16 protein-coding genes, 1 pseudogene and 1 other annotated feature are annotated in these 15,729 nt (G+C 31.2%); of the genes and pseudogenes, 10 read left to right on the forward strand and 7 right to left on the reverse strand.

Going from position 1 to position 15,729, the window contains the following annotated elements:
- Nucleotides 1-284 (forward strand): ATP-binding protein (locus BO51_RS08875; RefSeq protein WP_496485936.1); only part of this gene is annotated, 284 nt, incomplete at its 5' end.
- 60 nt (nucleotides 285-344) lie between these two features.
- Here the strand turns inward: BO51_RS08875 and BO51_RS08880 are convergent.
- Both BO51_RS08880 and BO51_RS08885 read right to left on the reverse strand, forming a co-directional pair.
- A pseudogene (locus BO51_RS08880) lies at nucleotides 345-1,112 on the reverse strand (ISNCY family transposase); the annotation flags it as partial.
- Nucleotides 1,113-1,523: 411 nt separating this feature from the next.
- Entirely contained in the window at nucleotides 1,524-2,864 is a 1,341-nt protein-coding gene (locus BO51_RS08885) for an ISNCY family transposase (RefSeq protein ID WP_496485938.1), read from the reverse strand.
- 142 nt (nucleotides 2,865-3,006) lie between these two features.
- Nucleotides 3,007-3,257 (forward strand) — a binding site (T-box leader).
- Between the two features lie 54 nt (nucleotides 3,258-3,311).
- Between BO51_RS08885 and BO51_RS08890 the strand changes: the two genes are divergently transcribed.
- The 3 genes from BO51_RS08890 to BO51_RS08900 are packed head-to-tail and all read left to right on the forward strand — an operon-like array spanning nucleotide 3,312 to nucleotide 5,883.
- Nucleotides 3,312-4,352 carry a methionine ABC transporter ATP-binding protein gene (locus BO51_RS08890; protein ID WP_496485940.1) on the forward strand — a complete coding sequence of 347 codons (1,041 nt, stop codon included), beginning with the start codon at nucleotides 3,312-3,314 and terminating at the stop codon, nucleotides 4,350-4,352.
- Between the two features lie 2 nt (nucleotides 4,353-4,354).
- Nucleotides 4,355-5,188, forward strand: a complete 834-nt coding sequence (locus tag BO51_RS08895) for a MetQ/NlpA family ABC transporter substrate-binding protein (RefSeq protein WP_496485942.1) — start codon at nucleotides 4,355-4,357, stop codon at nucleotides 5,186-5,188.
- 17 nt (nucleotides 5,189-5,205) lie between these two features.
- A complete protein-coding gene (locus tag BO51_RS08900) occupies nucleotides 5,206-5,883 on the forward strand; it encodes a methionine ABC transporter permease (protein WP_496485944.1) in 678 nt (225 codons plus the stop codon).
- Here the strand turns inward: BO51_RS08900 and BO51_RS08905 are convergent.
- The gene (locus tag BO51_RS08905) at nucleotides 5,864-7,063 is read right to left on the reverse strand and encodes an aminotransferase-like domain-containing protein (RefSeq protein ID WP_496485946.1); all 1,200 of its coding nucleotides are present in this window, start codon (nucleotides 7,061-7,063) and stop codon (nucleotides 5,864-5,866) included. The two genes, BO51_RS08900 and BO51_RS08905, sit on opposite strands and share 20 nt — an antisense overlap.
- A gap of 187 nt (nucleotides 7,064-7,250) precedes the next feature.
- Between BO51_RS08905 and BO51_RS08910 the strand changes: the two genes are divergently transcribed.
- From BO51_RS08910 to BO51_RS08925, 4 genes are all read left to right on the forward strand, one after another.
- Nucleotides 7,251-8,135: a DMT family transporter gene (locus tag BO51_RS08910; protein WP_496485948.1), complete on the forward strand. Its 885-nt coding sequence runs from the start codon at nucleotides 7,251-7,253 to the stop codon at nucleotides 8,133-8,135.
- Between the two features lie 74 nt (nucleotides 8,136-8,209).
- A complete protein-coding gene (locus BO51_RS08915; RefSeq protein WP_496485950.1) occupies nucleotides 8,210-8,497 on the forward strand; it encodes a phasin family protein in 288 nt (95 codons plus the stop codon).
- Nucleotides 8,498-8,545: 48 nt separating this feature from the next.
- Nucleotides 8,546-10,135, forward strand: a complete 1,590-nt coding sequence (locus BO51_RS08920; RefSeq protein WP_496485952.1) for an ABC1 kinase family protein — start codon at nucleotides 8,546-8,548, stop codon at nucleotides 10,133-10,135.
- Between the two features lie 2 nt (nucleotides 10,136-10,137).
- A complete protein-coding gene (locus BO51_RS08925) occupies nucleotides 10,138-11,007 on the forward strand; it encodes a DMT family transporter (protein WP_496485954.1) in 870 nt (289 codons plus the stop codon).
- Here BO51_RS08925 and BO51_RS08930 read toward each other — a convergent pair.
- Nucleotides 11,000-11,539, reverse strand: a complete 540-nt coding sequence (locus tag BO51_RS08930) for an HD domain-containing protein (protein ID WP_496485956.1) — start codon at nucleotides 11,537-11,539, stop codon at nucleotides 11,000-11,002. The two genes, BO51_RS08925 and BO51_RS08930, sit on opposite strands and share 8 nt — an antisense overlap.
- 134 nt (nucleotides 11,540-11,673) lie before the next feature.
- Nucleotides 11,674-12,441, reverse strand: a complete 768-nt coding sequence (locus BO51_RS08935; protein WP_496485957.1) for an SDR family NAD(P)-dependent oxidoreductase — start codon at nucleotides 12,439-12,441, stop codon at nucleotides 11,674-11,676.
- 171 nt (nucleotides 12,442-12,612) lie between these two features.
- Between BO51_RS08935 and BO51_RS08940 the strand changes: the two genes are divergently transcribed.
- Entirely contained in the window at nucleotides 12,613-13,371 is a 759-nt protein-coding gene (locus BO51_RS08940) for a putative ABC transporter permease (protein WP_496485959.1), read from the forward strand.
- A gap of 30 nt (nucleotides 13,372-13,401) precedes the next feature.
- Here the strand turns inward: BO51_RS08940 and BO51_RS08945 are convergent, their stop codons facing one another.
- Together BO51_RS08945 and BO51_RS08950 are read right to left on the reverse strand one after the other, a co-directional pair.
- A complete protein-coding gene (locus tag BO51_RS08945) occupies nucleotides 13,402-14,742 on the reverse strand; it encodes a radical SAM/SPASM domain-containing protein (protein ID WP_496485961.1) in 1,341 nt (446 codons plus the stop codon).
- Nucleotides 14,743-14,860: 118 nt separating this feature from the next.
- Nucleotides 14,861-15,310, reverse strand: coding sequence for an Hsp20/alpha crystallin family protein (locus BO51_RS08950; RefSeq protein WP_496485963.1), 450 nt, complete (start codon nucleotides 15,308-15,310; stop codon nucleotides 14,861-14,863).
- Between the two features lie 190 nt (nucleotides 15,311-15,500).
- Here BO51_RS08950 and BO51_RS08955 point away from each other — a divergent pair.
- Nucleotides 15,501-15,729 (forward strand): helix-turn-helix domain-containing protein (locus tag BO51_RS08955; protein WP_496485965.1); only part of this gene is annotated, 229 nt, incomplete at its 3' end.

Raw genomic sequence — 15,729 nt, forward strand, 5'->3', positions numbered from 1 at the left:
ATAAGCTACTTATTATAGATGAAATAGGCTATTTACCAATTGACAAGCAGGGAGCTAATTTATTATTTCAATTAATTAACAAAAGGTATGAAAAAAATTCTACAATAATTACTACTAATCAACCATTTAGTAAATGGGGAGAAGTATTTTCAGACATAACACTGGCAAATGCTATCTTAGATAGGCTAATTCATCATTCAAGTATTATTAAGATTACAGGTCCATCTTATAGGCTGAAGGATAAAATTGACCTGGTAGAAACTAAAAAAAGTACCAATAATTAATTCTAACAATCATACATTTTGAGATTCTAAAAAACATGCATTTTGGGATTGACATTTACACCTTTCAATTCTACCCTTAGCCTGTGGTGAATGAGCCTTGATAATATTGATGCCTAATTCTTCCATAGCTCTACTAAATTGGGTTAAATTAACATTCTTTCCTGCAAGTTGATCCTCAATAGACAATTTGCCATCATTAGGCGATACAAAAATAGTATGACGATCACAATAAAGGCTTGTTGGAATGCCATAGGTTGTAACCATTTGTCTAACAATCTCGAAATAACCTTCCATACATTCATTAGGAGCAAAATAAAGAGCTAGAATTTCACTAGTAGCATCATCAATAGCACCATGAAGACTAAAAGTATCACCGCCAAAAATCCACTTATGTGGTGAAGCATCAATTTGAACCAGCATACCCTTTTGAGGTTTTCTTTTCCTGCGGTTATGAAGGTTACGTTTTCTATGCTTTTTAGGGCTTTTAATACCAGCATCAGTTAAAGTTCTATGCACAGTAGAATAACTAATATTTATACTCTCATGCTCCATAATTAGCTCTTGAAAATGACTAAAATTAGCTTCTTCATATTTTGTTTTTTTAAGTTCAACAATTAAAGATTTAATATCATCCGCAATAGCATGCTTAGGCTTTCTACCTCGATTTTTGTGTATAATGAACGCAGGCCCTTGTTCTACAACCCCTTTCTTTAACCTTAATACTTGTCGTTCACTTAGGTTTAAAAGCTCAGCAGCTTCACGAATAGTTAATACACCATCAATAGTTTGATTAATAACCCTAACTCTTGCTATTTCTTTTTGGGTCATATTAAAAATCTCCTTCTCATACTGACATTTTATCAGAATAAATTTAATATGACATTATCATAGAATATTTATATTTTTTTATTTTTGGTGTGTCAATAGTCAGTAAAAATGTCACCTAAAAGTATAAAGTCTTATTCAATGAAAATGTCACTAACATAATAGAACAACCGCATATATTCCACGGTCCTATTGACATGGGGCCCCTGATTCCTCTGGACACCCACTTATGACGGAAATATACCATAATTGGCGTCTTTCCGCCTCAAGATTTTACCAGAGGGGTCTACCCCATATCAATAGGCTTTCGCGGCATAAATGCTTAAATACTGGTGCTTCAAAATGAGTACAAGAAAACAAACTCTTGATAAAGAGCCTTAAAATGAGTATGATATTTTAAAGAGTGGAATCTCTTTATGCCCATGCCCTTGTGGAGTTGAACAGACCTTTTAAGATCTCATCGATCTCTGTATCTGGTTCATACAGACTGTTCCCGCCGTAGGGCATGGTTTTTTCGTTTAAAGCTATCCTCCAAGGATGATTTCTAGGTGGTTTAGCTTGGCCAATCTTTTCCTTAGGCTGATGAGAAATTGCCTTCTTAGGTCGTTCATCTAACTCTCTTGTATCATAAACCACATCTGAATACATAGCCTTAATACCAAATTTAGTGCTAGTTAGAACGGTTAATTTAGCCTTTGGTAATGCATTAGATACCTTATCGTTTATCATAAGCTGATAATATTTGCCATCATAAGAAAAAGCAGCATTTTCAATAATCATACGTTCCTTTTTAATACAAAGAATGTAATCAAGATTAATGCTTTCACCCAATGCTCTAAATGCAGGAGTAGCATCTTCAGGAGAAACACCAAATTTTTGATTGTACTTAATCATAAACTCAGATAAAAAAGAATTAGCTTGTTCAATAGTTGTGATACCATGTATTTTAAATTCAACAGGTAATCTACTTTGAAGAGTTCCCCATAGTCTTTCAATTCGTCCCTTAGCTTGTGGAGAATATGCCTTGATAAGGTTAATACCTAATTCATCCATAGCCCTACCAAATTGAGTTAAATTAACAGTTTTCCCATCTAACTGATCCTCAATAGATAACTTATCATAATTACGTGGTACGAATACTGGATGACGATCGCAATAAATACTAGTAGGAATACCATGGTTAGAAACTATTTGCCTAACTATCTCAAAATATCCTTCCATACACTCATTAGGAGTAAAATAAAGAGCTAGAATTTCACCAGTAGCATCATCAATAGCACCATGAAGATCAAAAGGGTCACTGCCAATAATCCACTTATGTGGTGAAGCATCAATTTGAACCAACATTCCTTTTTGAGGTTTTCTTTTTCTTCGGTGATGGGCTTTTCGTTTACGATGTTTCTTAGGGCTTTTAATACCGGCCTCAGTTAAAATTCTATGTACAGTTGGATAACTAACTGTTACATCTTCGTGTTCTTCAATTAATTCATGAAAATGATTAAAATTAGCCTCTTCGTACTTTGTTTGTTTAAGTTCAATAATTAAATCCTTAATATCATCCGTTGTAGCATGTTTTGGCTTCCTACCTCTATTTTTATGGATAATGAACGCAGGTCCTTCATCAACAACCCCTTTCTTTAACCTTAATACTTGACGTTCACTTAGGTCTAAAAGCTCAGCAGCTTCACGAATGGTCAATACTCCATCAATGGTTTGATTGATGACTCTAAGTCTAGATATTTCTTTTTGAGTCATATTAAATATCTCCTCTCTCATATATGACATTTTATCAGAATAAATTCAATATGACATTATCATAGAATAACTACAATTTTTTTATTTTTGGTGTTGACAAAGATAAATAATTTGTTAGAATATAATACAATATAGTTTTTAATACACGGCTTTGAAAAGAAGAGTAATAATGCAAATACTCTAACAGAGAATCCCGTTAGGTGGAAAGGGATAGAGGATAGCATTGTGAACATGGTCTTTGAGCCTAAATATCGAGGATTTTTCTTAGATATTTACGTAGAGTACACGTTATAGTACAAGAGTATTTATGGTTTTAATCCAGCGTACTCTGTAAGGTATAGATCGCGAGGTCTATATAAATTTAGGGTGGTACCACGAGCTTTCGTCCCTTTGCTATGCAAAGTGATTAAAGCTCTTTTTTTTATTTTATTCTGAGGGGGTGAGTTCTTGATAGAATTGATTGATGTAAGTAAAAACTTTGTTACGGATAATAATCTACATGTAAAAGCTATTAAAAACATAAATATGAAAGTTAGGAAAGGACAAATAGTTGGAATTATTGGGCATTCTGGGGCAGGTAAGAGTACGTTACTAAGATGTATAAATTTATTGGAAGTACCAACAAATGGAAGAGTGATAGTAAATGGCGATGATCTTACAACTTTGACTAAAAAAGAACTGATGCAAAAAAGAAAAAAGATGGGTATGATATTCCAGCATTTTAATTTAATGACTCAAAGAAATGTGTTAAAAAATGTGTTATATCCGCTTAAAGACTCAAAATCGAATAAAGAGAATAGAAAACAAAGAGCTCTAGAATTACTGAGAATGGTTGACTTAGAAGAAAAGGCTTATTCCTATCCCAATGAATTAAGTGGGGGACAAAAGCAAAGAGTTGCTATTGCACGAGCATTAGCAAATGATCCTGATATTCTACTTTGCGACGAGATCACATCTGCCCTTGATCCACAATCAACTAAGTCAATACTATCCTTGTTAAAGAAATTAAGAGATCAATTAGATTTAACTATAGTTTTAATAACGCATGAAATGGATTTGGTTAAGGAAATATGTGATTATGTTGTTGTTCTAGACAATGGAGAAATTGTTGAACAAAACAACATAATAGATATTTTTAAAAATCCAAAACATGAAAAGACAAAAGAACTAATAAATAGTACAACAAATTTCAATAAATTTGATGAACTATTAAAAGAAAACATGAATTTTTTTGGTGATTTAAACAATGCGAAAATTGCAAAAGTCAAGTATGTAGGTGAAACGGTAAAAGAAGCAATTTTATCTGAAACATCAAGGAAATATAACGTAGATATTTCAGTGCTATTTGGAAATTTAGATTTAATTAAAAATGTACCATTTGGCGAGCTGATCGTAAAATTTAATGGTACTAGCAATGATATAAACGAAGCCATTAAATATTTTATTAATAACAATATTGAGGTAGAAATTATTAAAGGAGAGTGTTAATTATGAAAAAAATTAGTTTGCTTTTAGTACTTATATTATCACTGGGAGTATTGACAGCGTGTGGCAATGAAGTATCCAATGTAGATTCGGATGAATTTACTGTTGTTAAAGTTGGTATAGTTGGAGAAGAATCTGTTATGTGGGGACCTATAAATGACATATTGGAAAAGGATAAAATTAGAGTGGAACTTGTTAAATTATCTGACTACAACTTGCCTAATCAAGCATTAGCAGATGGCGAAATAGATCTCAATGCCTTTCAACATAAAGCATTTTTAAATAGTGAGATCGAAGCGAAAGGTTATGATATTGTTGCAATTGGAGATACATTGATTGCTCCATTAAATATTTATTCAAAGAATATAAAAAGCTTAGATGAAATAAAAAAGAATGATAAAATCGCAATCCCAAATGATGTAACGAATGGAGGGAGAGCTTTAAAAGTGCTAGAGGAAGTTGGCTTGATAAAAGTTAAAGAAGAAGCATCATATACTCCGAGCATTGAAGATATAACAGAAAACAATTTGAATTTAGAAATCATACAAGTTGATGCAGCTCAGTTACCAGCATTATTGCCAGATGTTACTGCTGCTGTAATCAATGGTAATTATGCCCATGACTATGGACTAGATCCCGATAAGGACGCTATCTATGTTCAAACTATCGAAAGCATAAAAAAAGACAACCCATATATAAATTGTATAGTTGCCAGAACAGAAGATAAAGATAATTTGATATACCAAAAAATAATTCAGGCATATCAGACTGAAGAAGTAGCAAAAGTTGTAGAAGAATCATATGGTGATTTGTATTTGCCTGCATGGAATATTAAATAGATAGTAGGTGGATAAATATGGAGCTAATTTATAAATTATTCCCAAACGTTGTCGAAAAGAGCAACGAATTCATTCAAAGCATCTATCAAACTTTATATATGGTAGGAATTTCATTTTCAATCTCTTTTATTATTGGCTTAGCATTGGGCATTGTTTTAGTAGCAACAAGAAAAAATGGAATAATGCAAAATAGATTCATCTATTTTGCATTAGATAAAATAGTTAACATATTTAGGGTTGTTCCATTCATTATATTACTTGCAGCACTTATACCACTTACTCGTTTAATAGTCGGTAGTGCAATTGGCACTAAAGGCGCGATAGTGCCTTTAGTGTTTGGAACAGTGCCTTTTTTTGCAAGGCAAGTTGAAGCATCACTGCTTGAAATGGACAATGGAATCATCGAAGCTGCTCAATCTATGGGAAACACAGGCATAGAAATTATTTTCAGAGTATACCTTGTTGAGTGCATACCAAGCCTTGTAAGAGCAAGTACTATTACAATAATCAGTTTAGTCGGTCTTACTGCGATGGCAGGTGCTGTTGGAGCTGGAGGTCTTGGTGATTTCGCAATAAGGTATGGGCACATGAGAAATCAAATTGATGCAACTTATGCTACAATGATTGTAATGATTATGTTTGTAATATTAATACAGTGGATTGGGAATTACATTATTAAAAAAACAAGCCACTAATATAATCTTTAAAAACCATACCCAATCTTTTCATGCCCTGTTCAATTGTGGACCCATCATTTGATGAATAATTAAGTCTAATAAAATTTTGGTGCTCTGATGGGTTAGTATAAAAAATGGACCCCGGAACATATGATACCTTGTATTTTTGTGAGGATGTTTTTAACAATGTTTTTGTATCTATTTCTTTAGGAAGACCTAACCAAATAAATAGTCCACCTTCGGGCCGAATAAATTCTATATTATCAGGGAAAAACTGCTCTATACATTCAATCATTTTATTTAGCCTATTTAGATATAATGGGAAAATTTCATTCATGTGTGATTTATAAAATCCACTTTCTAGGAACTCTGAGCATATTCCTTGGGATAAAAGACTTGTATTTGTGTCTGCGCCGCTTTTAGCTAAAACTAATTTATTAATTATTTCTTTATTTGCAATGACTACACCAACTCTAAGTCCTGGTGCTAGTATCTTTGAAAAACTGCTTAGATAGATGACATTTTCATTTTTGTCATGAGATTTAATTGGCATTATATGTTCTCCAATAAATCTCAAGTCATAGTATGGATCGTCTTCTAAAACAATGGTTCCGTATTTATCAACTAATTTGCAAATAGCTTTTCTTTTATCGTTAGAAAGAGTAATACCCGTAGGATTTTGAAATGTTGGAATTATGTATAATAATTTTGGAGCATATTTTTTCAATTTAACTTCTAAATCGTTTGTATCAATTCCATCATTATCCATTTTAACAGGAATTACAGTTGCACCATATTTTTTAAATACCGGTAGAGCTGCGAAGAATGTTGGAGATTCGACTAGTACTTTGTCACCCTCTTGAAGAAGCACTTGTGATACAAGCTCTATCCCTTGAGTTGCTCCTGTAGTTATTAAAACATTATCTAAATTTGCATTTATATTTCTGCTCTTTGCAATATGTTCGATGAAATTTTTTCTCAAAGGCACATATCCTTCTTGAAGCCCATAAGATAGCATGCTTACAGGGTTTTCAACAAGAAGCTTTTTTGTAGCATTTATTATAAATTCTGTTGGATATGCTTCTTTTGAAGGGCTTCCTAAGCTAAATGAAATAATATCTCTGTCAGATGATAATTTCATGATTTCATTTAATGGATCTTCAGGTATTTTTTGGATTCTATCTGCAAATTTTACCACAATATCACCTCTATGTTAAATATACTTAATATTATATAAATTCTATATTTTAATACAAATCTTGTCAATCCTATTGGGGTTATGTATAAAAGCGCTAAAATTATTTTGTATTTACAATATTATGATGATTAAATGCTTTATTAATGGTAATATATAATTATAATATAATAAAAATATGGGGGACTAAATGAAAAACAAACAGATTCAGTCTAACTTATTATTGCTTGTAACAGCAGCAATTTGGGGATTAGCATTTGTTGCACAAAGGGTGGGAATGGATTACATTGGACCATTCACTTTCAATGCAGTAAGATTTCTATTAGGCAGTATTTCATTGATACCAGTAATAAGGATTTTTTATACCGATAAGAACGATAGAAAAATTGATAGGACAGTTTTAAAGTACGGGATTATTGCTGGCAGTGTTCTATTTGCTGGATCAAGTCTTCAACAAATTGGTTTGATTTATACTACAGCCGCAAAAGCAGGATTTATTACAAGCTTATACATAATTTTAGTTCCTATTATAAGCATTTTTATTGGACAAAAGACAAGTAAAAACATATGGATAGGAGCAGTTATTGCTGTTATTGGACTATACTTATTAAGCGTAAAAGAGGATTTATCAATTGGTTTTGGAGATTTACTACAATTAATTGGCGCATTTTTCTGGGCTACGCATATAATATTGATTGGAGAATTTTCAAGTAAAGTAAATCCATTGAGGCTATCTCAAATACAATTTGCAACATGTTCTTTATTTGCATTTATATCAGCACTGATATTTGAGAATATCGAGGTTACTTCGATAATAAAAGCTTATGCACCAATACTCTATGGTGGACTTCTATCTGTAGGCGTAGCATATACTCTGCAAGTTGTCGCTCAAAAAAATGCAAAAGCAGGACCAGCAGCAATTTCTATGAGCATGGAGGCTGTATTTGCAGCCATTGGGGGTATTTTATTTCTAAATGAAAGTTTAGATATAAGAGGTTATATTGGATGTGGATTGATGTTGATTGGGATGATTGTTTCTCAATTAGATGCATTCAAAACAAGTACAACACAATGAAATATAAAGTAATGCACGTTTGAACTTGACATACTATTTTATAGAAAGTAAGATATATTAAAGGAGGCGATGTTATGGAATTTAATCTAAGCAATATATTGTTAGCTGGGATTGGAAGTTTAGCCTTTACTTATGAAAAAGCTACTGAGATTATTGAAGAACTTGTTAAAAAAGGCGAGTTGACTGTGAAGCAAGGCAAGGAACTTAATGAAGAGCTAAAAAGAAAAATGGCAAAGAACTTTACTAAGGACAATTTATTGACAAAAGAAGATATTAAACAAATAATTGCCGAACTTGATTTAGCCACAAAAGAAGATATTGAAGAAATCAAAAGAAGACTTGAAAAGTTAGAAGACAAATAATAGAATACCCTGCGTTATGCAGGGTATTCTTCAAATGCAGGTGATAAAATGGATAACACAAAAACAACTTCAAGGCTTAGAGAAATTATTTCAGTTTTTGTCAAGCATGGTTTAAATAATGGAATTCAGGGCTTTACTGATCCATATGAGTTGAGAAAAGCATTTGAAGAACTAGGACCAACATTTGTAAAAATTGGTCAAATATTATCCACGCGACCAGATTTAATTCCTAGTATGTATATTGAAGAATTTAATAAGTTACAAGACAACGTAAAGCCTGAGGAGTTTAGTGAGTTAAGATCTTCCATTGAAGAAGAGCTTAATGTGAACTTGGAAGATATTTTCATTCAAATTTCTGAAATTCCTCTAGCTTCTGCATCAATGGCACAGGTACATCTGGCTTTACTTTTAACCGGAGAGGAAGTTGCTGTAAAAATTCAGAGGCCTGGTATTAAAGAAAAAATGCTTGGAGATATATATATTTTAAAGAAAATATCAAAATTTATAAGAAGAGTTATTCCTGAAGATTTGGTAGATATTGACAATGTAATTGATGAACTTGAAAAAAGTGCTATAAATGAGTTGAATTTTCTGATAGAAGCGGAAAATATGGAAAAATTTAGAAACTACAACAAAGATGTAAAATATATATATTGTCCTGAAGTTTACAAAGATTATTCAACTGAGAAAATATTGACAATGGGATATGTAAAAGGAATTAAAATATCAGATATAACTACTATAGATTTAGAAGGATACGACTTAAATGACATAGCAGTAAAGCTAGTACAAAATTATATGAAGCAAGTACTACAAGATGGATTTTTTCATGGAGATCCTCATCCTGGCAATTTAATGATATATAAAAACAAGATAGCATATCTTGACTTTGGAATAATGGGGGTTTTAAATAATAGCCTTCGAAGAAAATTCAATGCTCTGATAACAGCCATTGCGTTGAAAGATTTGGATAAAATGACAGATTCTGTTATAAGAATAGGTGATTTTAATCCTAATATAGACAGATTAATTTTAAAGAAAGATATTTCAGTTATATATGATAGGTATATTGAAAGCTCGCTTGAAGAAATAGAGCTATCTCAAATAATGGAAGAAATATTTAATGTAGCTAAGAAAAATCATATTAAAATGCCAAAAGATATGGTAGTATTATCCAAAAGTTTGTTGACTATTGAAGGACTTGTATCTATATTAGATCCTACTATAACAATGATGGATATTGTGATTCCTTACGTGCAATCTAGATTGATGGATAGTGATAATTTAAAGAAAGAATTTAAGGAAAATTTAATGGAAAGCTATTTTGCCTATAAAGCAGGTTTGAAGATACCTGTATCTTTACACAAACTAATTGAAAAGATAAATAATGATGACACTAAGCTAGGTTTAAATGTTAAAGATCTTGATGAAATAATGAGTGAAACAAATAGGATGGTGAATCGGGTTGTTTTCGCTATCATTGTTTCTGCCATAATACTTAGTTCTTCACTAATACTACATCGAAATATAGGACCTAAGATTATGGACATATCAATATTAGGATTAGGTGGCTATTTGTTTGCGGGTATTCTAGGATTTTGGCTTTTGATTTCTATTTTAAAATCTGGGAGAATGTGACAATGGAGAAGAAGAAAATAATATCTATTATATTTTTATCAATAACAGTTATAGCATGGGGAATATCTTTTTTGAGTATAAAAATATCCCTTACGGCTTTCCCGCCAGTTAGCTTGGCATTTTACAGGTTCTTGATTGCAGGAATCATTCAATTTGCAATTATGAAGAAGATTGGTATAAATGAAAAAATAGAAAAGAAAGATGTACCATTGCTGATCATAGCAGGGTTAGCAGGTATAACTATTTACTATATTTTAGAGAACAATGGTTTGATGAGGATAAGTGCAAATGATGCATCAATTATAGTTGCAATGTTGCCAGTTTTCACAGCTATAATAGAAAAATTTGTTCTAAAGAAAAGGATGAACTTGATTACCTTATCCGGAATAATATTATCCATAGTTGGCGTATATTTAGTAATTGGAGCGAAGCTAGAAGGGGGCAGCTTAATTGGCTATTTTTTAATGTTTCTATCTGCTATCTCTTTTGCGATTTATTTGGTAGTAACAAAGCCGCTATTTCAAAAATACTCTGATATAACAATTGCATTCTACCAAAGTATTATTGGATGTATAGGTTTTATTCCATTTCTATTTTTTGAGGATGTAAAATGGGAAATTATTGATTTAAATCTGTTGGCGAATTTTTTATTTTTAGCAGTTGTATGTTCTGCTTTAGCAAACTATATTTACTTATATGCTCTTAATAATACATCTGTCTCCGTATCTGCTATTTTTTTAAACTTAATTCCTGTAGTAACTTTTATCAGTAGTTATTTAATATATGGCGAAAAGTTAAGTGGCATTCAATTATTAGGAGCTTTAATTGTAATCGCATCTGTAACAATGGTAACAAATTCAGAATCTAGTTGACGTTAAAATAATTACTTACAAATGATTTTTTTCTTAAAGCCCAATTGTGAATTCTGTTTAAATTGCTAGTGACAATTTCTGACAGTGAACAGTATTTGTCCACAAAACATACAATATATGACTCTCTATACTTTGGGGCTTTTAACGTCAATGGCCACATGTGTTTTACTATTATATCTTTTTCTATATCGTTTAATTGAAAATTATTTTCAGCATTTTTTAAAGCTATATGTGGGTGTGCGAAGCCATGAAGTTTATCTAGTGGTTCGTGATCATGCCAATCATACAAGAAAAAATCATGTAAAAGACCAGCTCTGGCACATGAAATATAGTCTAGATTCAATTTTTTACTTATCAAGAAACTCTTATAGGAAACGTTTAAAGAATGATTGAATGTTGTTATATCACCATGTTGAATGTAATTGTTCATAGATTTTACTAAATGATGATCTACAATTTCACTAATTGAGTCAACATATTTAAAATAATCTTCATCAACATTGATTAATTTTAAAGCATTTATTAGATTCATATTAATTCTCCTCATGAATATTATGTTCAGTAATATTTTAATCTTATTGGCTAATAAATGCAATACTGCATATATTGAATCTAATAAATAATCTATGAACTCAAAAAGAACACTGCTTTTAGCAGTGTTCTTTTTTACTTAGCTCCCATACCACCATCAACTCTGTATATTCCACCTGTTAAAAATGAAGCTTTATCAGATGCTAAGAATACAATCATATTTGCAATATCTTCATTAGTAGCATATCGGCCAAGAGGTATATTTTTTTCGAATTCCTTCTTTGCCAATTCACCTTTGCCACCAGTAATTGCATCTTCTATTGATCTCATCATTCTATTATCAACAGGAGAAGGAGCAACAGCGTTAACTCTTATACCAAATTGAGCAACTTCTAGTGCTGCTGTTTTAGTTAACCCAACAACTGCATGCTTACTTGCTGTATATGCAGAAAGGCCAGGGGAACCCATTAAGCCAGCTACTGAAGCTGTGTTGACAATTACTCCTGACTTTCTAGGGATCATATGTTTAAGAACATATTTCATACCATTAAATATTCCTTCTACATTTATTCCAATGACTTTTCTAAAGTCTTCCAATGGTGTGTCAACAATTGGTGTGACTTTGCTTTCATAGCCAGCATTGTTTATTAGTATGTCTATCTGTCCAAAAGCCTCAATAGTTTTGTCAACATAATTTTTAACATCTTCTTCTTTTGAAACATCTGAAGGTACGGTTATGAAAGTTCCTTCTTTTAAATTTAAATCTTTTGCCAATTTGTCTAATTTTTCTTGGCTGGTTCCAACAAGAGTAAGTTTTGCGCCTTTTTCACTTAATTGTTTTACTACTGCACTACCAATTCCGCCACTAGCACCTGTAACTATAGCAACTTTACCATCAAACATATTTACACATCCATAGATATTTATTCAATTTTAATATACCCAAAAGAAACTGTGTTAAGCTTTTATCAAAAAATATAATGATTTTTGTCTTCCATATACCATATAACGTATTGATAAAATTTGCCAAATACGTTACTATTATAAATAAGTCAATAACATGCGAGGGATAGTATGAACTATAGAGAGATCTTCTTTAATTACTTTTTGTATTTTATTATTTACTCTATGCTTGGATGGGTAGCAGAGGTTTTATTTCATTTATATACTGAAAAAAAATTAATCAATCGCGGATTTTTAAATGGACCATGGTGCCCTATATATGGGACAGGTGCAATTAGTATGATAATCATACTAAATAGATTACCTCAAAATCCAATTTTGCTTTTCTTTGCTGGAGCAATATTGGCTTCATTAATTGAACTTATTACTGGAATGATTTTAGAAAAAGTATTCAGAAATAGATGGTGGGATTACAGCGATGATAGATTCAATATAAAAGGTTATATATCACTTAAGTTTTCAATACTTTGGGGGATTGCTACTATTATATTAATAGAGTTTATACAACCTATTATCGAATTACTTTTATCCAAATTTAGCTTACCATCATTGGTAGTAATTCACAATATAGTGCTAATTGCGTTTGTTGTAGATGTAACGTTAACTATTAGTTCTTTGATAGAATTAAAGAATATTCTTATCGAATTAAAAAAGATAGCTAGTGAATTAAATTTACAAAAGATCCAAGATGAATTGTTAAATAGCAGGATTTCTAATTTGGCTACACGTGTAAAAAACAGGCAAATATATCTTATGAAAATTTATCCTCAATTAACAAAAGATAAACTTGAAACGCTAATTGATCAAATTGTTGATATAAAGCAAAAAATATACGAAAAAATTGATGAACAAAAGAACAACCCTAAATAAAAAGGGTTGTTTTAAATTACTTACTTGCCTTTATTTTTTGCTATACCAGATTTCATCTGCTACACTCGCCCAATTATCAGCTATGCTAGAACACTTGTTAAATAGTTCTTCTGGCTTTTCTTTATCAATTGGTTGAGTAGAAACAGCACCGCTTTCATTAACAATTTCTACTATATAATTAGGATTGTCAAGAATAGGGCATGGTCTTAAATGATTTTCGTTGAATGGCTGTCTTTTTTGATAAGCTTTAAATATCTTACTATTTAGAGCTTCAATTAAAGATACATCTTTTATATTTGTATCTGAGTAATGAACAAAGGCACAAGGCTCTACATCTCCATGTGCATTAATATGAAAATATTGTCTTCCTCCTGCTATGCATCCATTTACATATTCACCATCATTCCAAAAATCCATCAAGAATATGGGCTTTTTATGTCTAAGAGAATGAACTTCACTATACATATAAGCCCTTTCATCCGGCCTCACACAAAGGTCTAAGTTGGCATCTTTGCCTATTGGCATATATGTGAATAACCATACGAAAAAAGCTCCTTTATCAACTAAAAAATCAATGAATTCCTCGGAAACAATGTCCTTATAATTATAATGGTGATAACACATTGATGTACCAAAGATAACTCCTGCTTCTCTCAAGTTGTCCATTCCTTGAAGTACCTTTTTGTAAGTACCATTTCCTCTTCTAAAGTCTGTTTCTTTTTCAAAACCTTCAATTGAAATACCTGGAGCAAAATTACCAACTTCGGATATTTTTTTAGCTATTTCCTTTGTGATTAATGTACCATTAGTAAAACAAGTAAAATAGCAATCTTGATGTTCCTCACATAATCTGAGGATTTCATCTATTTTAATGAAAGGTTCTCCTCCTGAAAACAAGTATACATAAATTCCCAGTTCTTTTCCTTCATTTATAATTCTATTCATGGTTTCATATTCAAGATCATCTTTTTGACTATAGCTTGCTGCCCAGCATCCAGTACATTTTAAATTACATCTAGAGGTTGGGTCCATTAATATAGACCATGGTATTGATATTTGAAGCTCTGATTTTTTTTCATTTCTCAATTGAGTCCCATATATGTTTGAATTAATTAAAAAATTATTGATAAATTTTTTTTGACAATTCAAATCAGTATGTTCAAAAAATCTATCTGTCAATTGTTTCCAATTACTTTCCTCATTGCTTAATTCATTTTTTAACGTGTATAAAACTTTTATATCTCTTGGATTTGTCAAGAATTTTTCGCTTAGATTCAATATCTTATAAATATTTTCTTTTGGGTTTTTGTCTATGTAATTTAGGACTTGATTTACAGCGATGTTTGATGCAAATTGTTTAAAAGAAGTCATTTTAACGCCTCCTGTATTAAATATCTTTAATTACTTATATACACATAATTATCATAATTTAATCATATTTATGTAAATATATACAAATAATAATGAAAAGAGCCTATGGCTCTTTTCATTATTCAATATCTACTTTTATTTTATTCTCTTTTATTTCTTCTTTAGGAACAGTTATTTTCAATACTCCATCTTCTAGTTTTGCTTTTAATCCTTCATTTTTAGCATCTGCTAAATAAATTGACCTAGCCATTGAACTGAAATATCTTTCTTTATGAATATAATTTTTGTCTTTTTCTTCTTTGCTTTCATCTTTTGTTACAGATATTTCTAATCTACCATCAACCATTTCAATATTTATGTCTTTCTTATCTACACCTGGTAATTCTGCTTCGATAAGATATTCATTCCCGTTATCAACAACATCTAGCTTAAAGGTGTCACTTTCAAGGCTTCTCTTAAATGGCCAATCACTTGTGAAGAAGTCATCTAACATATTGTAAAACTCATCAATCCCCGAACTTCTTGTCGCCAAATCTCTTCTTCTGTTGAAAGGAATTAAGCCTGCCATATTAACAACCCCCTTTATTTTTAATTAATTTATTTTTTGTTAGCACACTCACTTCCTGAGTGCTAATTAATATATATCACATAACAATAAACTTGTCAATATTTTTTGTAAAAAATTATAAATATTCTATGATAATGTCATATTAAATTTAATCTGATAAAATGTCAGTATGAGAGAGGAGATTTTTAATATGACCCAAAAGGAAATAACAAGACTTAGGGTTATTAACCAAACTATTGATGGAGTATTAACTATTCGTGAAGCTGCTGAACTTTTAAACCTAAGTGAACGCCAAGTATTAAGGTTAAAGAAAGGAGTTGTAGAACAAGGACCTGCGTTCATTATACACAAAAATCGAGGTAGAAAGCCTAAGCATGCTATTGCGGATGATATTAAATCTTTAATTGTTGAACTTAAAA

The sequence above is a fragment of the Soehngenia saccharolytica DSM 12858 genome, from assembly GCF_059568515.1.